At 66.4% G+C, this 19,671-nt stretch carries 17 protein-coding genes; 10 read left to right on the forward strand and 7 right to left on the reverse strand.

The window, feature by feature from the left end:
• The first annotated feature begins 15 nt into the window (after positions 1–15).
• Together MELE44368_RS17765 and MELE44368_RS17770 are read left to right on the forward strand one after the other, a co-directional pair.
• Positions 16–1,107, forward strand: a complete 1,092-nt coding sequence (locus MELE44368_RS17765; RefSeq protein ID WP_128109707.1) for a GNAT family N-acetyltransferase — start codon at positions 16–18, stop codon at positions 1,105–1,107.
• Positions 1,108–1,138: 31 nt separating this feature from the next.
• Complete coding sequence (locus MELE44368_RS17770) at positions 1,139–1,867, forward strand: class I SAM-dependent methyltransferase (RefSeq protein ID WP_128109708.1); 729 nt, start codon at positions 1,139–1,141, stop codon at positions 1,865–1,867.
• 24 nt (positions 1,868–1,891) lie between these two features.
• Here the strand turns inward: MELE44368_RS17770 and MELE44368_RS17775 are convergent, their stop codons facing one another.
• From MELE44368_RS17775 to kstD, 3 genes are all read right to left on the reverse strand, one after another.
• Positions 1,892–2,509 (reverse strand): LuxR C-terminal-related transcriptional regulator, encoded by a 618-nt coding sequence (locus MELE44368_RS17775; RefSeq protein ID WP_241566670.1) that lies wholly within the window; start codon positions 2,507–2,509, stop codon positions 1,892–1,894.
• Positions 2,510–2,976: 467 nt separating this feature from the next.
• Positions 2,977–3,837 (reverse strand): enoyl-CoA hydratase ChsH3, encoded by an 861-nt coding sequence (locus MELE44368_RS17780; protein ID WP_128109710.1) that lies wholly within the window; start codon positions 3,835–3,837, stop codon positions 2,977–2,979.
• Positions 3,837–5,549, reverse strand: coding sequence for a 3-oxosteroid 1-dehydrogenase (gene kstD, locus MELE44368_RS17785; RefSeq protein WP_128109711.1), 1,713 nt, complete (start codon positions 5,547–5,549; stop codon positions 3,837–3,839). Before kstD ends, MELE44368_RS17780 begins: the two co-directional genes overlap by 1 nt.
• Before the next feature lie 73 nt (positions 5,550–5,622).
• Between kstD and MELE44368_RS17790 the strand changes: the two genes are divergently transcribed.
• The 5 genes from MELE44368_RS17790 (at position 5,623) to MELE44368_RS17810 (ending at position 11,030) form a co-directional block, all read left to right on the forward strand.
• Positions 5,623–6,408 (forward strand): 2-keto-4-pentenoate hydratase, encoded by a 786-nt coding sequence (locus MELE44368_RS17790; RefSeq protein WP_128109712.1) that lies wholly within the window; start codon positions 5,623–5,625, stop codon positions 6,406–6,408.
• Between the two features lie 14 nt (positions 6,409–6,422).
• Positions 6,423–7,340, forward strand: a complete 918-nt coding sequence (locus MELE44368_RS17795) for an acetaldehyde dehydrogenase (acetylating) (RefSeq protein ID WP_128109713.1) — start codon at positions 6,423–6,425, stop codon at positions 7,338–7,340.
• Entirely contained in the window at positions 7,337–8,386 is a 1,050-nt protein-coding gene (dmpG, locus tag MELE44368_RS17800; protein WP_128109714.1) for a 4-hydroxy-2-oxovalerate aldolase, read from the forward strand. The genes MELE44368_RS17795 and dmpG overlap by 4 nt, the downstream gene beginning before the upstream one ends.
• Positions 8,387–8,423: 37 nt before the next feature.
• Positions 8,424–10,523, forward strand: coding sequence for a RecQ family ATP-dependent DNA helicase (locus tag MELE44368_RS17805; RefSeq protein ID WP_128109715.1), 2,100 nt, complete (start codon positions 8,424–8,426; stop codon positions 10,521–10,523).
• Between the two features lie 102 nt (positions 10,524–10,625).
• Entirely contained in the window at positions 10,626–11,030 is a 405-nt protein-coding gene (locus MELE44368_RS17810) for a hemophore-related protein (RefSeq protein WP_128109716.1), read from the forward strand.
• A gap of 48 nt (positions 11,031–11,078) precedes the next feature.
• Here the strand turns inward: MELE44368_RS17810 and MELE44368_RS17815 are convergent, their stop codons facing one another.
• From MELE44368_RS17815 to MELE44368_RS17825, 3 genes are all read right to left on the reverse strand, one after another.
• On the reverse strand, positions 11,079–11,534 hold the full coding sequence (locus tag MELE44368_RS17815; protein WP_128109717.1) for a hypothetical protein: 456 nt from the start codon (positions 11,532–11,534) through the stop codon (positions 11,079–11,081).
• An 89-nt stretch (positions 11,535–11,623) separates the two neighbouring features.
• The gene (locus tag MELE44368_RS17820; RefSeq protein ID WP_128109718.1) at positions 11,624–14,791 is read right to left on the reverse strand and encodes an AfsR/SARP family transcriptional regulator; all 3,168 of its coding nucleotides are present in this window, start codon (positions 14,789–14,791) and stop codon (positions 11,624–11,626) included.
• A 27-nt stretch (positions 14,792–14,818) separates the two neighbouring features.
• The gene (locus MELE44368_RS17825; protein ID WP_046751844.1) at positions 14,819–15,760 is read right to left on the reverse strand and encodes an IclR family transcriptional regulator; all 942 of its coding nucleotides are present in this window, start codon (positions 15,758–15,760) and stop codon (positions 14,819–14,821) included.
• Positions 15,761–15,844: 84 nt separating this feature from the next.
• On the opposite strand from MELE44368_RS17825, the gene MELE44368_RS17830 reads away from it, so the two are divergent.
• The 3 genes from MELE44368_RS17830 to MELE44368_RS17840 are packed head-to-tail and all read left to right on the forward strand — an operon-like array spanning position 15,845 to position 18,887.
• Positions 15,845–16,972, forward strand: a complete 1,128-nt coding sequence (locus MELE44368_RS17830; protein ID WP_128109719.1) for a hypothetical protein — start codon at positions 15,845–15,847, stop codon at positions 16,970–16,972.
• The gene (locus tag MELE44368_RS17835) at positions 16,972–17,745 is read left to right on the forward strand and encodes an SDR family oxidoreductase (protein ID WP_164890140.1); all 774 of its coding nucleotides are present in this window, start codon (positions 16,972–16,974) and stop codon (positions 17,743–17,745) included. Before MELE44368_RS17830 ends, MELE44368_RS17835 begins: the two co-directional genes overlap by 1 nt.
• Positions 17,745–18,887, forward strand: a complete 1,143-nt coding sequence (locus MELE44368_RS17840; RefSeq protein ID WP_206613800.1) for a sulfotransferase family protein — start codon at positions 17,745–17,747, stop codon at positions 18,885–18,887. The genes MELE44368_RS17835 and MELE44368_RS17840 overlap by 1 nt, the downstream gene beginning before the upstream one ends.
• A gap of 40 nt (positions 18,888–18,927) precedes the next feature.
• On the opposite strand, the gene MELE44368_RS17845 is transcribed toward MELE44368_RS17840, so the two are convergent.
• Positions 18,928–19,566, reverse strand: a complete 639-nt coding sequence (locus tag MELE44368_RS17845) for a sensor domain-containing protein (protein WP_128109721.1) — start codon at positions 19,564–19,566, stop codon at positions 18,928–18,930.
• Between the last annotated feature and the right edge of the window lie 105 nt (positions 19,567–19,671).

Here is a 19,671-nt window from a genome sequence, read left to right on the forward strand (position 1 = left end):
GTAAGGAGTGTTGGCGTGAAGGCATCGGTGGTACGCCCCCACGAACTCGGTCCCCACGAGTTGGAGTGTTGGCGCGAGTATCAGTCGGCTGATCTGTCAGCGCAGACGCCTTTCCTGACACCGGGATTCGCGCTCGCCGCGGATGCCGTCAGCGATCGGTCCCGAGTCGTCGTGGTGGAGGACGACTCGGCGGTCGTGGGGTTTCTTCCGATCGAACTGCGCTCGCGCAGGGTGGCCACCGCGATCGGAGGCAAAGTCAACACCCGCCAAGGGTTCATCCATCGCGGCGGGTTCGAGTGGTCGTGGCCGGAGCTGCTCAAGGCGGCGGGTCTGGAGGTTCTCGAACTTGCCGAGCTGATCGGGAGCCAATGGCATGGCATCCAATCGTTGAAGCCCGCGTCGGCGCCGACGATCGACACCGATGGCGGTTGGACGCCCTACCTGAACCGAATAGCGACGCGTAAGGCGATCAAAACCGTTCTATACAAGGAGCGCAAGCTACTCCGCGAGCATCCGGACATGGTGTTCTCCTCGGGCGCCGCGACCGACCATGTGGACCTGGGTCGGCTGATTGCCTGGAAGTCCCGGCAGTATCGGCGCAGCGGTTGGCCCGATCTGTTCGCCCGTCGTGATGTCGTCGCGTTGTTACACAAGTTGGCTGAAGAGCCAAGCGACGGTGTCTACTGCGTCGGTTCGTCTTTGCGCGTCGGCGGACAGGCCATCGCCACCGATTTGAGCCTCGCCACCGACACCGTCTTCACGGGTTGGTTCTGTGCGCACGATCCCGAGTGGGCGCGCTACTCACCGGGTGCGGTCCGCACGCTGCGGACGATCGCCGCCGTGTTCGCTCGCGGCGTGCAGTGCATCGATCTTTCGAGGGGCGACGAGCAGTACAAGCACACCCTCAAGACGGACGACCGGTCGGTGATGACCGGGTTCGTGAGTCGTCGTTCCCCGCGCGCGCTGATGTACGCGGCCTGTCGCCGACCCTCGTCGGCGGCCACTTCCTATGTCCTGTCCCATCCCGAGGTCCGGAGCCTGGTCAGGAGCTCACTACGCAAGGTCGGCAGGACCCGTGAGGTCCTCGCCGGCCGCGGGTCGTCATGAGTCGGTCCGCATCTCACAGAAAGGAGTCGCTATGCCGACATTGGATTGGAACCGCCGAACCTGGGGTCAGGAACACGACTGGGTTCAAAACGGCGACGAATGGGACGACCTCGCCAGCTACTGTCGACGCCCTTATGCCATGTGGAAGGACGCCCTGGTCGAGACGTTCATGGCACCGTACTGCGTCGGTGCCGCCGTGGTGGAGATCGCACCGGGTTACGGGCGCTGGTCGGAGTTCTTGGTTGATTCGGCCCGCAGCGTCGTGCTGGTGGACATCAACGAGAACTGCTTGAACACCTGCCGACAGCGGTTCGGGCACCTCGACCATGTCGAATACCAGCTCGGTGACGGGCAATCGGTGCCCGCCGCAGATGGTTGCGTTGACTTCGTCTGGTCGTTCGACTCCTTCGTCCACATGGATGCCGAGGTCGTGCGCTCCTATATCTTCGAGATCGGCCGGGTTCTCCGCCCCGGCGGTAGTGCGGTCGTGCACCATGCGGACAAACGTGGCTGGAGTCTCGCCCTGGCGCCGTTGACATGTCGCTTGGGAACGGTCGGACGAGTTGTGCAACAGGTGGCGAGCCAGGGGCGACTGCGTGATGACGGCAATCGGTCGAATGTGACCGGTGAGATGGTCGCCGGCTGGGCCGCTGACGCGGGCATGTCTGTGACACAAACGGACTCGTGGGGCGAGGCGGGAGAATACACCGTCGCGAAGTACCGCGATCTGATCAGTGTGCTACAAAAGCCGTTCGCCTAGGTGTCGACGACGATCAGACGACGATCAAAGGTCGTCGACGCTCAGGATGCCGTCTTGGATCGCCCGCGCGATGAGTGCCGCCTTGGTGGATGCCGGCCGTCCGATCGCAGCGTATTTCGCTCGCACCCGCTGAAGATGAGTCCGCACTGTCGTCGCCTCGATGTTCAGCTTCCGGGCGACAACGTCTTTGTTCTCGGTGCGGAACCACGCAACGAGGACCTGCCGTTCACGCTCTGTCAATCTCGGCCGGCCGACGGTTCGGTCGTTCTGCAGCGCCCTGGCGGTGCGCGGGGGGATGTAAGGGACACCCGCGTGGGCGGCATAGATGGCTTCGCGCAGATGCTTACCGCTCTCGAACTTCGCCACGTACGTCAGGGCGCCGGCGTCCAGACTGGTGAGGATGATCTCGTTCGAGGTCAGATAGGAATAGACGATCACTCGGTAACCGACCTCGGTCAAGTGCCGCACCGCGCCGAAGTTGGGGCCGTGCCCCTCGTACTGCAGCGCCATCAACACCACATCGACTCCCTCCTCCGCGAGCGGATGCTCTGCGATGAAATCGGTCGGATGTGAGTAGTTGCCCACGATCTTGATCAATGGAGTGCCACCGCTGGTAAGCCACGCTTCCAGGGCGGCGTGCACGACATCTTGGCCGTCGATGACGACGACCGAGATCGACGCCTGCCTCGGTGGCGTATGCAAGTGAACACCCCCTCGACCGCGCCTCGAGGTCGAAGGCAAGCGGGTGCTCACTTCGGAGGTCGCATATCGGACTGTCATGGCGGGGTCGGCGCCTCTATCAGTTTACGAACCAAGAGTTCATGTTGCGAAGGTATCTGATGTTGCACAGCGATGAATCGGGCGAATCCCTATCTTTTCGACCACCGACGCCCACGACCAGGAAATGCCCCGACATAACTTTGCTCAAAGAATACTACACGAGCAAAGATGCTGAAAGACCGACGTTTTTTCACTGACGTAACAATTGCTCAAAGGTATCTTTGGGCGAGCCGGTTGTATTCAATTCAAATGCGTGGTGGCAGTGACGATGGGGTTAATAAGCCGATTTCGACAGTTAGCTGTATTTAATTACGGCAAAGGAATGACCGTCAGGCCGGGATCAGTTCCACACCGGCCAACGCCACGGCATCGTCCCGCTCGGGCGCGGTGACCATCGCGACGAAGCCGTCGCCCTCTTTCCAGATGCGCGCCTTCAGCGTCTCGCCGGGGAAGACCACACCGGCGAAACGCGCACCGTAACTTGCCACCAGGGCGGTGTCGCCGTCGAGCAGGGTGTCCACCATCGCCTTACACGTCATGCCATAGGTGCACAATCCGTGCAGGATCGGCTTCGGAAAGCCTGCGGCCGCGGCGAAATCCGGATCGGAGTGCAGCGGGTTACGGTCCCCGCACATGCGGTAGAGCAAAGCTTGCTGCGGAGACACCGGAATCGCCAATTCGAAGTCGGGTGCGCGTTGCGGAGGCTCGGAGGACGTCGACGGCCCCCGCTCGCCACCGAAGCCGCCCTCGCCGCGGGCGAAGATCGAACGCTTCTGGGTCCACAGCAACGTGCCATCCGGCGCGGTGACCGTTGTCTCCGACCAGATCACAGCGGCTTTGCCCTTGTCCCAGATGTCGGTGAACCGGGTGACCGCGCGTCCGGTGCCCGACGGGGGGATCGGCCCGGGCACCGACACCGCCTCGCTCGCGTGCAACACCTTCGAAAGCTCGATGTCGATACCGGGGAACTGCACCGACGGCGGTTCGGTCATGTGGAAGCTCTGCGCGACGTTGCCGAACGTGGGCAGCACCTGCGGGGTGTCGTCGACCAGATACCTCAGCTCCCGCTTGTCCATCGGGTCCATCCCGGCGCCGAGCCCGAGGTGGTAGAGCTGGACGTCACTGCTGGACCAAGAGAATTCAGCAGCCGGCAACTCCGCGCCGAGGGCTTCGTCGAGATTGATCGGCATCAGTTCTTCCCCGTCGTAGATGTCGCCGGCTTCGCGGCTCCGGCGATATGTAGTGCTGCAAGATAGCCGAACGTCATCGCCGGGCCGATGGTCCCGCCCGGACCGGGATAGGTGTGCCCCATCACCGGTGCGCTGACATTGCCTGCAGCATATAGCCCTTCGATCACCGAGCCGTCGTCGCGCAGCGCACGGCCGTGGACGTCGGTGCGGATACCGCCCTTGGTGCCCAAATCACCGGGTACCAGCTTGGCCGCGTAGTACGGCGCGTGGCTGATCTCACCGAGATTGGGGTTCGGTTTGTTGGTGGGATCGCCGTAATAACGGTCGTAGGCGCTCTCACCGCGGTGGAAGTCCTCGTCGATCCCGGTGCGGGCGAAGCCGTTGAACCGCTCGACCGTCGCCCTGAACGCGTCGGCGGGCAGGCCCGCTTTCGCCGCGAGCTCTTCGAGGGTGTCGGCCTGAATGATGACGCCGGACTCCAGCCACTTCTTCGGGATACGTTGCCCGGGCTGCAATCCGGCGAAGATATAGCGGTCGCGGTACTGCTGGTCGAACACCAGCCAGGCGGGGATGTTCTCGCCGGGCCCCGGTCCCTGCCCGTACTTTCCGCCGTACATGTGGTGGCACGCCTCCACATACGGCATGGATTCGTTCATGAACCGCTTGCCCGCCATGTTCACGATGATCGAGCCCGGCGAGTTGCGTTCCGACAGCGCGAACCACGGCGCCCCGACCAGCGGCACCGTCGGGCCCCACCAGGCGTCCTCCATGATGTCCAGTGCGGCACCGAGCTTCTCGGCGGCCAGGATGCCGTCGCCGGTGTTGGCCTTCGCGCCCACCGTCCACTCGGTGCTGATCGGCGCCCGCTGGTACTTCACCCGCATCTGCTCGTTGTGCTCGAAGCCGCCCGATCCCAGGATCACGGCGCGGCGGGCCCGGATCAGTTCTGGCTCAGTGGGTTGGGAGTTCCGTGTATCAACCACGTAGATCCCGCGCACCACGCCGTCCTCGACGTAGAGGTCGGTCAACGCGGTGTTCAGACGCACCGGCACGCCCGCCTCGCGTAGTCCGATGCGCAGCGGCCCGATCAGTGCGCGTCCCATACCGACCAGGTTCTTGCCGGTGACCTTGCCCCATGTGGCGCGGACACCGACCTTCAGGCTGCGCAGCAGCCCACGCGGGTGGCGCTTGAGTTGGTTGAGCCGGACGTAGTCCTGCTGCATGACGACCATGTTCATCGGGACTTTGCCGTAGGGCGGTTCCAGGCCCGCCAGGTCGGGTCCCAGCTTGTTGGCGTTGAACGGCTTCGGTTCGACGGACCGCCCGGTGGGCTTGCCGCCGGGAACCTCGGGATAGTAGTCGGAGTAGCCGGGCACCCAGCACAGCTTCAGCGGGGAGTGCTTGAGCACGAAGGACAGCATCTCCGGGCCGCGCTCGAGATAGGTGTCGATCTTCTCGGGGGGTACGACGTCGCCGATGATCGTGTGCAGGTACTCGCGGGCGGCCTCGGGGGTGTCCTTCACGCCGTCGTGCTTGAGGACCTCGTTGTTCGGGATCCACACGCCGCCACCTGACCGCGCAGTGGAACCGCCGTAGTGCGCAGCCTTCTCAACGACTATCGTCGAGAGTCCCTGGTGAGCTGCGGTGAGGGCGGCGACCATGCCAGCGGCGCCGCTGCCCACCACGACGACGTCGTACTCCTGTCCGGTCATGTAGAACACGTTATAGAATTGCCCGGCCGACCCACAACTGCGCCGGTCGAAGAAACGAGGGGACTTCACCCAGATGCTCAGTTCCGAGGTTCGTGAACGGTTGGCCGCCGACCTGGCCCAGGCCGAGCGCAGCCGGGTTCCGATCTCCCCGTTGACCGACCGCCATCCCGACATCGACGTCGTTGATGCCTACGAGATCCAGCTGATCAACATCCGGCAGAAGGTCGCCGAGGGTGCCAAGGTGATCGGCCACAAGGTCGGGCTGTCGTCGAAGGCCATGCAGCAGATGATGAACGTCGACGAACCCGATTACGGGCACCTCCTCGACGTGATGCAGGTGTTCGAGGACAAGCCGGTGAAGTCCGCCGACTATCTCTATCCGCGCGTCGAGGTCGAGGTGGGCTTCGTCCTGGCCGAGGACCTGCCGGGTGCCGGATGCACCGAGGACGACGTGCTGGCGGCGACGGCGGCGTTCGCGCCCGCCATCGAGTTGATCGACACCAGGATCAAGGACTGGAAGATCAAGCTCTGCGACACGATCGCCGACAACGCGTCCTCGGCGGGCTGGGTGCTCGGGGAGAACCGGGTGTCACCCAAGGACATCGACATCACCGCGATCGACGCCGTGCTGACCCGCAACGGCGAGGTGGTGGCCAAGGGCCGCAGCGACGCGGTGCTGGGCAATCCGGTGACGGCGGTCGCGTGGTTGGCGCGAAAGGTGGAGGGCTTCGGTGTCCGGCTCAAGGCGGGTGACATCGTGTTGCCTGGGTCGTGCACGAAGGCGTTCGATGCCACCCCGGGCGCCGAGTACATCGCCGATTTCGCCGGGCTCGGCTCGGTGCGGTTGAATTTCGAATAGTCGAGGAGCTAGTTATGCCGGACAAGGTTTCGGTCGCGATCGTCGGATCGGGCAACATCAGCACCGACCTGCTCTACAAGCTGTTGCGCTCGGAGTGGTTGGAGCCGCGCTGGATGATCGGCATCGACCCGGAGAGCGAGGGTCTGGCGCGCGCCCGCAAGCTCGGGCTGGAAACGTCGCACGAAGGGGTGGACTGGCTGCTGGCTCAGAGCGAGAAGCCCGACATGGTGTTCGAGGCGACCAGCGCCTATGTGCACCGCGACGCGGCGCCGAAGTACGCGGAGGCGGGGATCCGCGCGATCGACCTCACGCCCGCGGCGATCGGACCCGGCGTCATCCCACCGGCCAACCTGCGCGAGCATCTCGACGCGCCGAACGTCAACATGGTCACCTGCGGCGGGCAGGCGACGATCCCGATCGTGTACGCGGTCACCCGCGCCGTGGAGGTGCCCTACGCCGAGATCGTCGCGTCGGTGTCGTCGGCCTCGGCCGGCCCCGGAACCCGCGCCAACATCGATGAGTTCACCAAGACCACCAGCGCCGGGGTGGAGGTGATCGGCGGCGCGAAGCGGGGCAAGGCCATCATCATCCTCAACCCGGCCGAGCCGCCAATGATCATGCGCGACACCATCTTCTGTGCGATCCCCCCCGATGCCGACCACGCCGCGATCACCCAGTCGATCAAGGACGTCGTCGCCGAGGTGCAGACTTACGTGCCCGGTTACCGGCTGCTCAACGAACCGCAGTTCGACGAGCCGTCGGTGGTCAACGGCGGCAACCACGTCGTCACGACGTTCATCGAGGTGGAGGGTGCGGGCGACTATCTTCCGCCCTACGCTGGAAACCTGGACATCATGACCGCGGCGGCGGCCAAGGTGGGCGAGGAAATCGCGAAGGAAGCCCTCGCCACGACAGCGGGAGGCCAGGCATGAGCGAGATCTACTTCAACCCGATCTGGGACGTCCGGATGACCGACACGTCCCTGCGGGACGGCAGCCACCACAAACGCCACCAGTTCACCAAGGACGAAGTGCACGCGATCGTGTCGGCGCTGGATGCCGCAGGCGTGCCGGTCATCGAGGTGACCCACGGCGACGGGCTCGGCGGATCCAGCTTCAACTACGGCTTCTCCAAGACCCCCGAGCAGGAGCTGATCAAGCTCGCCGCCGAGACGGTCAAGGAATCCAAGATCGCGTTCTTGATGCTGCCGGGCGTGGGCACCAAGGAGGACATCAAGGAGGCGCAGAACAACGGCGGCTCGATCTGCCGCATCGCCACCCACTGCACCGAGGCCGACGTGTCGATCCAGCACTTCGGGTTGGCCCGCGAACTCGGGCTGGAGACTGTCGGCTTCCTGATGATGGCGCACACCATCCCGCCGGAGAAGCTGGCCAAGCAGGCCCGCATCATGGCCGACGCCGGCTGCCAGTGCGTGTATGTCGTGGACTCCGCCGGTGCGCTGGTGCTCGAGGGCGTGCGCGACCGGGTGCAGGCGCTGGTCGCCGAACTCGGTGACGACGCGCAGGTCGGCTTTCACGGCCACGAGAACCTGGGCCTCGGAGTGGCCAACTCGATCGAGGCCGTGCGTGCCGGGGCCAAGCAGATCGACGGCTCGTGCCGCCGGTTCGGCGCCGGCGCGGGGAACGCGCCGGTCGAGGCGCTGATCGGGGTTTTCGACAAGATCGGCGTGAAGACCGGCATCGACTTCTTCGACATCGCCGACGCCGCCGAAGAGGTGGTCGCGCCTGCGATGCCCGCCGAGTGCCTGCTGGACCGCAACGCGCTGATCATGGGCTATTCCGGGGTGTACTCCAGCTTCCTCAAGCACGCCATCCGCCAGTCCGAGCGCTACGGTGTGCCCGCGCATCAGCTGCTGCACAGGGCGGGTCAGCGCAAGCTGATCGGCGGGCAGGAGGACCAGCTGATCGACATCGCGCTGGAGATCAAGCGCGAACAGGAGGCGGCGTCGACGTCCTGACCCGTCCCCACGGGCGATTAGTGTGCGTTTTGTTGCGGTGAGCGCAACAAAACGCAGACAAGTCCGCGCGCAGGCGCAGTCCATCCTGGAGCAGCTGGCCGGTCCGGATGCGGTGCTGCGCGACGATCAGTGGACGGCGATCGAGGCGCTGGTCGTACACCGGCGGCGTGCGCTCGTGGTGCAGCGCACCGGCTGGGGTAAGTCCGCGGTCTACTTCATCGCCGCCAAGCTGCTGCGTGGCGAAGGGCACGGCCCGACGGTGATCGTGTCGCCGCTGTTGGCGTTGATGCGCAACCAGGTGGCCGCCGCCGACCGGGCCGGTGTGCACGCCGCGACGATCAACTCGAGCAACGTCGCCGAGTGGGACGACATCCACCGCCGCGTCAGCCGTGGCGAGCTCGACGTTCTGCTCGTCAGCCCAGAACGGTTGAACAACCCCGACTTTCGCGATGCGGTGCTGCCCGCGCTGGCGCACGACGCCGGGTTGGTGGTGGTCGACGAGGCCCACTGCGTGTCGGACTGGGGCCATGACTTCCGGCCCGACTACCGGCGGATCCGCACCCTGATCGCCGAACTGGGCGCCGATATCCCGGTGCTGGCCACCACCGCGACGGCCAACGACCGGGTGGTCGAAGACGTCGCCGCCCAGCTCGGCGTGGGCGGCGGCGAGACCCTGGTGCTGCGCGGCGGGCTGGACCGTGAGTCGCTGCGGCTGTCGGTGGTCAAGGCCGGAAACCCGGCGCAGCGCGCGGCTTGGCTTGCCGCGCACCTGGATTCGCTGCCCGGCTCAGGGATCGTGTACACGCTCACCGTTGCGCAGGCACACGACATCGCCGCGTTACTGGCGGAAAAGGGGCACCCGGTGGCGGCCTATACCGGCTCGACGGAAGCGGCTGAACGCGAACAACTCGAGGCCGATCTGCTGGCCAACCGGGTCAAGGCGCTCATCGCCACGTCGGCGCTCGGCATGGGGTTCGATAAACCCGACCTCGGATTCGTTGTTCACCTCGGTGCTCCGTCGTCGCCGATCGCCTATTACCAACAGGTCGGTCGCGCCGGCCGGTCCACGTCCAGCGCGGAGGTCGTCCTGCTGCCCGGCCGCGAGGACCAGGACGTCTGGCGCTACTTCGCATCCGTCGCGTTCCCGTCGGAGCCGTTGGTGCGCAAGGTCATTCGGGAGCTGGAACCTGACCGTCCGCAGTCGACGGCGGCGCTGGAGCCGCTCGTCGACCTCAACCGGACCCGATTGGAGATGGTGCTCAAGGTGCTCGACGTCGACGGTGCGGTGCGACGTGTCAAGGGCGGCTGGGTGAGCACCGGCCAGGAGTGGATCTACGACGAAGCGCGCTACCGCAAGCTCGACGAGGCGCGCAGGCATGAGCAGCAGGCGATGCTGGACTACCTGGACATCGAAAGCTGCCGAATGGCGTTCCTGCGCGGGCAACTCGACGATCCGCTGCTGAAAGACGGCGAGCGGTGCGGTCGTTGCGACAACTGCGCCGGCGCGGGATACGACACCACCGTCACCGCGACCGCCGAAGAGGACACCCGGCGCCGGCTCATGAGGCCGGGTGTCGAGCTGACACCGCGCAAGCAGTGGCCGTCCGGGCTGGACAAGCTCGGGCTGGACCTCAAGGGCCGGATCGCCGACGGGCCCGCGGTGGGCCGGGCCATCGGCAGGTTGACCGATTTCGGGTGGGGCGCTCGGCTGCGGCGGCTGCTCGATGAACCGGATACGACGGTGCCCGACGACGTGGTCCAGGCCGCGGTGCAGGTGCTGGCGGCCTGGGAGTGGGAAACCCGGCCGACGGCGGTGCTCGCGCTGGATTCGGACACCCATCCGCTGCTGATCACCTCGCTGGCCGGTGAGCTCGCCCGCCTGGGCCGGCTGGCGGACCTGGGGGTCCTGCGGTACGCGCCGCAGCGCAGGCCGGTGACGGCGGCGAACTCCGCCTACCGCGTCGCCGCACTTCACGGCGCGTGGGCGTCACCCGAGGCGGTCGGCGCGGTCGACGGCCCCGTGCTGCTGGTAGACGACGTCACCGATACGGGGTGGACGCTGACGATGGCATCGCGGCTGGTCAGAGCGGCGGGAGCGGCAGAGGTCCTGCCGTTTGCGCTGGCCAGCACGAACTGAGTAGACGACACGCCGCCCTGCGCTGGGGGTTGTTTAGCCGCTGCGGGGGAGCGGTTACGCCTTTCGGGAGCGGCCATCCGGTCGCAGACCGAAGGAGTGATTATGAAGATGTCCGCAACGACCGTTCGACGCGGCCTGTACGGCATGTTCGCAGGCGGCCTGCTCGCGTTCGGGTCAGCCGCGATCATCACACCGGTCGCCAATGCTCAACCGGCGCCGACGCGGGACAACACCTGCAGCGTGAGCGCAATCGCCGAGACGTCCAGCACGGTGTCGGCGACGACAAGCACCTACCTCGCCTCGAATCCCGAGGCCAACGAGGAGCTGACGCGCATCGCGACGCAGTCGCCGGCCGAGCCGACCGAGGCGTTCCGTGCGTACTTCGCGCAGAATCCCCAGGTCGAGTCCGAGCTGAAGGCGATCAACCAGCCGGCGGTGGAGATCTCGAACCAGTGCGGTATCGAGGTGAACCCGACCCCGGTCTCCGAGGCGCTGACTGACGCCTGATTGACACGACCTTGGGGCGCCGACGATGAGCCGGCGCCCCAAGCGTGTCTACGGCATGTAGAGGACCGGACCCCCGCCGGGACCGATAGGAGCCGCCTCGAATGTGCCGCCGCCGGTGCGCTCCGGGTTCTGGCCTGGATCTGCCGTCCCAGCGGTGGGTGCCCGAACGATTTCCCCGGGGCTTTGCGGCGCGGTCTGTGCGGTGGCCGGCGGCGCCTCGCACTTGCCCGCGGAGTGATTACCGTTGCCGCCGGTCCATTGCCCGCCGGACATGTCGCAGCAGAACCGCAGCTCGTCGTAGTACTGCGACGTGCTGATCTTCTCGGCCAAGAACCGGTCTTGGGCCGCCTTGATGCACGTGTCGTAAGCGCCGATGTCCCACTCGTCTTTCGCCTGAGACACCGCGGGTTGCATGACCACGCCGATCGCCATGGCGATCGCAGCGGGGCCGAACACCCACAACGGATATTTCTTCATCTTGTTCTCCTCCAGTCGATTGCTCATCGGCTGATTCCCCCGCGGACCATCGATGAGGTGACGGGATCACCGTCGCGGACGGGTGTTGCAGATGCGTTGCAGCGCGGTTGAGCAGGTCAGGCCGGGTCGAGCTCGGTCAGCAGCGCCTTCACATGCGGCCCGCCGTCCACCAGGTAACGGACCATCCCCAGTTCGGTGCATTGTGCGGCAAGCTGTGCCAGGAGTCGCCGCGCCTCATCGGTGCGGCCCGCCGCCGCCAGCGCCGACAGCAAAAGTCGGTTGGCCTGCAGCAGCGCGCGCGGCCGATCCTGCCGCTCAAGTCTTTTCACCCAGGCGCGGGCGCGCTCACAGGCGAGCCCGGGATCAGTGCCGAGGAGCTTCAGTATCGCCGCCTCGTCACGTAGTTGTGCGGTGGTCTCGGTGCTGAGTCCGTCGTCGTAGACCGAGCGGCGGGGGTACTCATCGGGTGCCGGGAGGCTCAGCCGTGCCCGTTCGGCTTCGACGGCGGCGCTTAGCCGGGAAAGGCCCGCAGCCGCAGCCACTTCCGCTCCCTCGTTCAACAGGGCGGCCGCAGCATCTCGTTGACCGAGCGCAACTTTGATCTGGGCGCCGGTGACACAGCGGGCGATCATGAACTCCACCGGCGGGCCGCCGCCGGTGCCGAAGCGCCCGCTGTCCTCCAGAAGTTGGTCGGCGGCATGGATCTCGCCGCGCTCGTAGAGATGCTCGGCCAACAGTGCGTAGGCGACACGTGCGGCATGCGAGTACGGTGCCTGCGACCCCCTGGCGATCCGCACCGCCTCACGCAGCCGAGTCTCGGCTTCGACCATGTCGAGCTGCTGGGAGGCGGCCATGGCGGCCAGGCAGTGGCCATAGATCAAGACGAAGGAGTTCCCGCATCGAAGGTGGTACTCGATCGCCCAGTCCTGCCGGCGGCGGGCTGCTGTGAAGTCGAAGCGGCAGATGTCGAGGAACGACGCGACGTTGGCCGCGGTGCCGACGATGAAGGGCGGCAGGGTCTCTGGATGGGTGAGGCACTCCGACAGCAGTTCGTCGGTGCCGTCATCCCGATCCGCCCAGACTTGTACCAGCGCGCGGAAAACGTCGGCCTCGACGCGCATCTCACGGACTTCGGACGGCGACAGCGCCCTGGCTTCAACGGCCGACTCGAAGGCGTCCAGCGCGGCACGCGCCTGCTCGGGCTGCTGCAGCAGGCTGTGTGCCCGAGCCAGAAAGAGCTGCAACCGTGGACTGAGTGTGACGATGCGCGGCGGCAGCGTCGCGACCAGCGCCTGCAATGTCGAGAGCTGCGCTTGTTGCTCCAGATCGACCCCGTGCCGCTCGATCAGTTCGATCGCGCGGTCCTCGTCCCCGGCGGCCACCGCATGGCCGATGGCTTCGCGGACCATGTCGTGGTCGGCGAACCAGCGAGACGCAGCCGCATGTAACTCCGGAATTCGTTGTGGTCGGTCGCATTCCAACCGGCGCCGCAAGAAGTCTGCGAACAACTGGTGATACTGAAACCACTCCCGATCGTCGTCGAGCCGACGCAGGAACAAGTCGCGTCTCTCGGCCTCCTCCAGCAGTGCCTGTCCGTTACCGACACCGGCCAGCGTCGACGCGAGATTGCCGCAGATCTGCTCGACAATCGACGTGGCCATCAGGAACTCGAGCATCTCCGGGTTGAGTGAGTCGAGCACGTTCTCGGCCAGGTACTCTCCGACGGCGTGGTGGCGCCCCGACATGCGTTCCACCAACGCGGATGGGTCGTCGCTGTTGCGCAACGACAGCGACGCCAGTTGCAGCGCGGCGACCCAGCCCTCGGTCGTCTGCTCCAGCTTCGTCACATCCCTGAGGGTCAACGGCAGTCCGTCGTTCTCGACCAGGAACGTATGTGCTTCGGAGGTGTCGAATCGCAAAGCGGTGGAGTCGATCTCGACAAGCTCGTTGCGCACCCGCATGCGCCCCAGTGGCAGTCCCGAGCGGCTACGCGTGGTCACCACCACCTGAAGTTGCGGTCCTGCGTGGTCGAGCAGATACGCCATCGCCTCGGTGGTCGCAGGGTCGGTGATGCGGTGCCAGTCGTCGATGACGACGCACGTAGGACTGCGCTGGGCCTCGATGTCGTTGATCAAGGCCGTCAGCACAAGGCGTGTGGCTGCGGCGCCACGCTCTTCGAGGGCCTGGCGGAGGTCCGGTGCGAGCGTGGGGCGGGCGGTGCGAACCGCCTCTATCAGGTTGGCGAGGAACCACACAGGGTTGTTGTCGTCGTCATCGACGGTCAGCCAGGCGACCGCGACGTCCGCGTCGACAAGCGCTTCTCGCCACTGCACGGCCAGCGTGGTCTTGCCGAACCCGGCGGGGCCGTGGATGACGACCAGTCGGCGTGGCCCGTCGGCGCGCAGTTCGTCGATCAGGCGCGGCCGGCTGACGAGTCTGCGCGGGGGCGTGGACGGGCGGTATTTGGTCACCGCGGCAGGTGGAGTTGCTGGGGTGCGCGGTGCGGGTTCGGCCGCGGGCAACAGCGACGGATCATGGCGCAGTATCGCGGTTTCGAGGTCACGGAGCGCAGGGCTGGGGTCGACGCCCAGCTCTTCGGCGAGCGCCTTGCGCACCGCGGCGCTGACGTTGAGCGCATCGGCCTGCCTGCCCGCCCGGTACAGCGCCAGCATGAGTTTGCAGTGCAACTGTTCCCGGTAGGGATGAGCCGCGACCAGCCGCTCGAGTTCGGCGATCACCGCTTGGTGCCTGCCGAGTACCAGATGGGCGTCGATGCGGTGATCCGTTGCGACCAGACGTAGTTCGTCAAGGCGCGCCGCTTCGGCGGCTGCGAACTCGGGCCCGCCGAGGTCCTCGAGCACCGCGCCGCGCCACAGGCTCAGCGCGTCATCGAGCAGTTCGGCGGCGCGGCTGGGTTCGCCGTCGCGTAACGCGTCTTGGCCGGCCGCGAGCAGACGTTCGAACCGGGCCGTATCGAGTTGATCGGGCTCCACGAACAAGCCGTATCCGGCCTGCCGGGTGACGAGCGCGTCCTGCGCGTCGATAGCGGCCAGCCGGGACCGAAGCCGCGACACGTGGGCGCGCAGCGTGACGTCGGCGCTCGGCGGTGGATTGCCGCACCAGAGCGCGTCGGCGATCTGGCCGGCCGGCAGGACCCGGTTCGGAGAGAGCAACAACAGGCCCAGGAGTTCGCGCTGTTTGCGGCCACCCAACTCGAGTGGCTCGCCACCGTCGACGCCGACCGTCAGCGGGCCGAGGACGCCGAAAAGCGGCCGCCCGGTCATCGCGGCGATCCACCGGCTTTCACCAGGTCAGCGTATACGTTGGCGAGCCGTTTCCGGTGGCGAAGGACGCTGTGGCTTCACCCCGCCCAGCTGTTCGGTCACGGCATCGGCGGTCGCGACCAACGCCCGGGCCCGTTCTGTGATCTCGGTGTCGGTCAACGCCGTGCCGATGTGCATCGACGCGACCATGACCTGCCGTTGGTAGTGGTCGTAGACCGGCGCCGAGATCACGCTGATGTCATGCCGTTTGCGCCCGCCGGAGTTCTCGGCGCGCAGGTACACCCGCTCGCCGATGTCGGACACCAATTCGCCGAGCAGCGCCCGCAACTCGTCGGGCAGATCGGCCGACATCCCCGCCAGCAACGAGTACAGCCGCCGTCCGCCCGGGGTGAGCCGTTCGACCAGGTACCCGTCGGTGCGGCATTCCGCGATCACGCGGTTCAGCCGCCCCGTGTTCGTCCGCAACGGCAGCGTCGGCTCCTTGGCCAACCAGTCGCGTTCGGCCTCGTCGTCCCACAGCACGAACATCAGCCCGACGGGCGGAGCGAACGGATAGCTCTGGCCGACCTCGACGCCGGGCCGCGCACCGGCCGGTGCCACCAGGTCCAGCACGGTGATCCGGTCGTCCACGACGCCGGACAGCGCCGCGGTGACGCCGAACCGCGCCGAGAGCCGACGCAGTTCCTCCCTGGCGGCCGGACTGACCCGCATCGACTCCTGCGCCCGGTGCCCCAGCGTGATCAGCGACGGACCCAGCCGGTACGTCTTGTCGGCGGCGTCACGCACCAGATAACCCGCGTCGCACAGGGAGGTGACGATGCCCAGGCAGGTGGGCTTGCTCAGCCCCACGCGGCGTGCCAGCTCCGAGACACCGAAGCGCTCCGCGGGACGTGCCGCCAGGTAGTCCAGGATGCGCACCACCCGATCGGTCGGGGGGGATGCGCGCCCGGACGGCACAGGTGTGGACACGGCAGCAGCGTACCTCTTGTTCCATATATGTACCGTAACGGTCGATATATTGACTCTGCCTAGAACGGGTTCTAGTTTCGAGGCGTGTACTCACAGCCACTGATCGACGCCATCGCCGAGGCGGAGCGGCTGGTCGCCGACGCCCCCTTCATCGAATCCGAAGCCGACCTCCTCGAGGGCCTGCAATACCTCGCCGGATGTGTGGCCGCCTGCACCCATCTGGCGTTCGACTATGAACGCGACCACCCGTTCCTGCACTCGGGGACCGGTCCGTTCACCAAGATGGGCCTCGACAACCCCGATGCGCTGTACTTCGGCACCCGCGTGCAGGCCAACCACGAGTACGTCATCACCGGGAAGCGCGGCACCACGACCGATCTGGCGTTTCAGATGCTTGGCGGGGAGTACACCGACGACAACGTTCCGCCCAGCCAAGCCGCGTTCGATGACCGCGAACTCGACATCGCCGAGGACGGCACCTTCGAATGGCGGGTGGTGCCGAACAGCCCGTCGCAGTTGGTGATCCGCGAGGTCTACAACGACTGGTCCGCGCAGCGGGGGCACATCAGCATCGCGCGCACCGACACCGCCGGCACCGCCCCGCCGCCGCTGACTCGCGAGACCATCGAAAGGCGTTACGCCGTCGCGGGTAAGCAATTGGTGCAGCGGGTCAAGACGTGGCTGCAGTTTCCGCAGTGGTTCTACAACAACCTTCCGGTCAATACGTTGACCGAGCCGAGACTGACGCCGGGCGGGCTGGCCACGCAGTACTCCTCGGTGGGGCATTTCGACCTGACTCCGGATCAGGCGATGGTGATCACGCTGCCGGTGTCCGACGCCCCGTATGTCGGCTTCCAACTGGGCAGCCTGTGGTACATCTCACTGGACTACATCAACCATCAGACCTCGCTGAACGGCACCCAGGCACAAGCCGATCCGGACGGAAAGGTCCGCATCGTGGTCTCCGACGGCAATCCCGGCGTGACGAACTGGTGTGAGACGCTGGGGCACCGCAAGGGGTATCTGCAGTTCCGGTGGCAGCGGTTGTCGCGGGCGTTGACCGAGGCCGACGGGCCGACGGCGGAAGTGCTGGACCTCGACAAAGTGGCGGCCGCGCTGCCGTACTACGAGTCGAACAAGATCTCCGACGAGGATTGGCGCGCGCGGATCGCGCTGCGGCAAAAGCAGATCGGCGACAGGATGGTGGGCTAGTGCTGGAGAACAAGATCGTGGTCATCAGCGGCGTGGGGCCGGCGCTGGGCACCACGTTGGCGCGGCGGTGCGCCGAGGCGGGCGCCGATCTGGTGCTGGCCGCCAGGACCGTCGAACGACTCGAGGACGTCGCCAAGCAGGTCGCCGACATCGGTCGTCGCGCCGTGACGGTCGGCACCGACATCACCGACGAGGCGCAGGTGAACAACCTCGTCGAGGAGACGCTGAAGGCCTACGGCCGCGTCGACGTGTTGATCAACAACGCGTTTCGGGTGCCGTCGATGAAGCCGCTGGCCGAGACCACCTTCGAGCACATGCGCGACGCGATCGAGCTGACCGTGTTCGGCGCGCTGCGGCTGATCCAGGGCTTCACGCCGGCGCTGGCCGAGGCCAACGGGTCGGTGGTGAACGTGAACTCGATGGTGGTGCGCCACTCCCAGGCCAAGTACGGCGCGTACAAGATGGCGAAGTCCGCGCTGCTGGCGATGTCGCAGTCGCTGGCCACCGAGCTCGGTGAGCAGGGCATCCGCGTGAACTCCGTGCTGCCCGGCTATATCTGGGGCGGCACGCTGGAGGCCTACTTCAACCACCAGGCAGGCAAGTACGGCACGACGGTCGAGGAGATTTACAACGCGACCGCCGCCGCATCGGACCTTAAGCGGCTGCCGACCGAGGACGAGGTGGCCTCGGCGATCCTGTTCATGGCCAGCGACCTGGCCAGCGGTATCACCGGCCAGGCGCTCGACGTCAACTGCGGGGAGTACAAAGCCTGATGGCACGCACCGACGTCGGCACCGTCGAGGACTTGCACGCGTCCGCGACCAAGGCATGTGGCCTCGACGATTTCGGCACCGACGACGACAACTACCGTGAGGCGCTGGCCGTGCTGCTGGAGTCGTTCCGGCGGGACGCGGACCTGACCGAGTTCGGCAGCAAGATGCAGCGGTTCTTCGTCCGCAACGCGCTGGTCGCGCGGCTGCTTTCGGAGGCGGCGTGGAAGCAGCACCCGCAGCACGCCGACGTCGTCATCGAACGGCCCATCTTCGTGACCGGCCTGCCGCGCACGGGAACCACCGCGATCCACCGGTTGCTCACCGCCGACCCGGCGCACCAGGGCTTGGAGCTTTGGCTTGCGGAGTTTCCGCAACCTCGCCCTCCCCGCGAAACATGGCCGGACAACCCGGCGTTCGCCGAACTGGACGCGCGGTTCAAGAAGGCCCACGACGAGAACCCCGATTACACCGGGCTGCACTACATGACCGCGGACGAGGTCGAGGAATGCTGGCAGCTGCTGCGTCAGTCGCTGCACTCGGTGTCGTACGAGACGTTGGCCCACCTGCCGACGTACTCGCAGTGGCTGGCCGAACAGGATTGGATCAAGCCGTACCAGCGGCATCGCCGCAACCTGCAGCTGATCGGTCTCAACGACCCCGAAAAGCGTTGGGTGCTGAAGAATCCCAGCCACCTGTTCGCGCTCGACGCGTTGTTCGACACCTATCCCGACGCGCTGATCGTGCAATGCCACCGGCCCGCCGAGACCATCATGGCGTCGATGTGCTCGCTGTCGCAGCACACCACAGCGGGCTGGTCGAACTCGTTCGTCGGCGCCCAGATCGGCGAAGACGCGATGGAAACCTGGTCGCGAGGCCTGCGGCGGTTCAACGCCGTTCGCGCCGACCACGATCCGGCACAGTTCTACGACCTCGACTACTTCGAGTTCGTCAAGGATCCGGTCGGCAGCGTCGAAGGCATCTACCGGCACTTCGGCATCGAGTTCACCGACGCCGCGCGCGAGGCGGTGCAGCGTCGCCACACCGAAAGTCAACAGGGTCCCCGCGCCCCCAAGCACACCTACTCGCTGGCCGACTACGGCCTGACCGACGAACAGGTTCGAGAACGGTTCAAGGGCCTGTGACTTCCCTCCGGCGAGGCGACGCGTGGGCTCAGCTCGCGGGTCAGGCCGTCTTGTTGGCCAGCGTGTCGATGCGATCCAGTGCGTCCTGAGCCAGCGCCGCTACCTCGAGGCCACCGGCCGGCCCGCACGTCGCGATCTCGACGGCGGCGTTGTGCGCGGCCACCAACGCGTTGTCGCACGCCCAGTCGGTGGCTTCGAAAGACCACAGCAGGATGTCCGGCGAGCCGGACGCCACGCCGGGAAGCAACACGAAACGGTATGTGCGACCGTTCATGTCGGTGACCGTGACCGCGGTGTCGCGGCACCCCTCGAGGGTGTGCTTGGCCTGCGACAGCGCGTCTTGCGCGGAGTAGTCGGCGCGATAGACGGCGACCAGGTCCTCGACGTACACGGGGCTGCCGTCGTGCACCGTCCAGTGTCCGCCGTCGGTCGCCGCCGGGTCGAAGTCGACGAGGAACGGCGGATCCACCTCTCGGGCCACCCCGCTGCACTCTTCGGGTTCGACAGTGGCGAACAGGTTGCCGTCGGTGTCGTCGACCTTGTCGCTCAACAGGTCGCCGATCTGTCCCGCGGTGATCGGCGCGACCGGGGCGACCGGCTGCGGCCGCGGTGCGTCGGTGACCCGCGTGCAGGCGACGAGCGCCAAGCCCGCCGATAGCACCGCCGCCCGTGCACCCATATGCCGCAGTGTGAGGACGATGCCTCGTGCCGAAATCGACGTTTTGGCGGGATCTACTCGGGCGGATTCATACGGTCAGGGAAACATTTCCTGACCGTGGAGGTT

This window comes from Mycolicibacterium elephantis DSM 44368, assembly GCF_004014805.1.
In the GTDB taxonomy this organism is placed as follows: Bacteria; Actinomycetota; Actinomycetes; order Mycobacteriales; family Mycobacteriaceae; genus Mycobacterium; species Mycobacterium elephantis.

Bases quoted from the DNA above. Each gene is read 5' to 3' on its own strand.
- MELE44368_RS17815 (WP_128109717.1), bottom strand. From the start codon at position 11,534: ATGAGCAATCGACTGGAGGAGAACAAGATGAAGAAATATCCGTTGTGG.
- MELE44368_RS17810 (WP_128109716.1), top strand. From the start codon at position 10,626: ATGAAGATGTCCGCAACGACCGTTCGACGCGGCCTGTACGGCATGTTC.
- MELE44368_RS17820 (WP_128109718.1), bottom strand. From the start codon at position 14,791: ATGACCGGGCGGCCGCTTTTCGGCGTCCTCGGCCCGCTGACGGTCGGC.
- MELE44368_RS17790 (WP_128109712.1), top strand. From the start codon at position 5,623: ATGCTCAGTTCCGAGGTTCGTGAACGGTTGGCCGCCGACCTGGCCCAG.
- kstD (WP_128109711.1), bottom strand. From the start codon at position 5,549: ATGACCGGACAGGAGTACGACGTCGTCGTGGTGGGCAGCGGCGCCGCT.
- MELE44368_RS17795 (WP_128109713.1), top strand. From the start codon at position 6,423: ATGCCGGACAAGGTTTCGGTCGCGATCGTCGGATCGGGCAACATCAGC.
- MELE44368_RS17845 (WP_128109721.1), bottom strand. From the start codon at position 19,566: ATGGGTGCACGGGCGGCGGTGCTATCGGCGGGCTTGGCGCTCGTCGCC.
- MELE44368_RS17780 (WP_128109710.1), bottom strand. From the start codon at position 3,837: ATGCCGATCAATCTCGACGAAGCCCTCGGCGCGGAGTTGCCGGCTGCT.
- MELE44368_RS17770 (WP_128109708.1), top strand. From the start codon at position 1,139: ATGCCGACATTGGATTGGAACCGCCGAACCTGGGGTCAGGAACACGAC.
- MELE44368_RS17840 (WP_206613800.1), top strand. From the start codon at position 17,745: ATGGCACGCACCGACGTCGGCACCGTCGAGGACTTGCACGCGTCCGCG.
- dmpG (WP_128109714.1), top strand. From the start codon at position 7,337: ATGAGCGAGATCTACTTCAACCCGATCTGGGACGTCCGGATGACCGAC.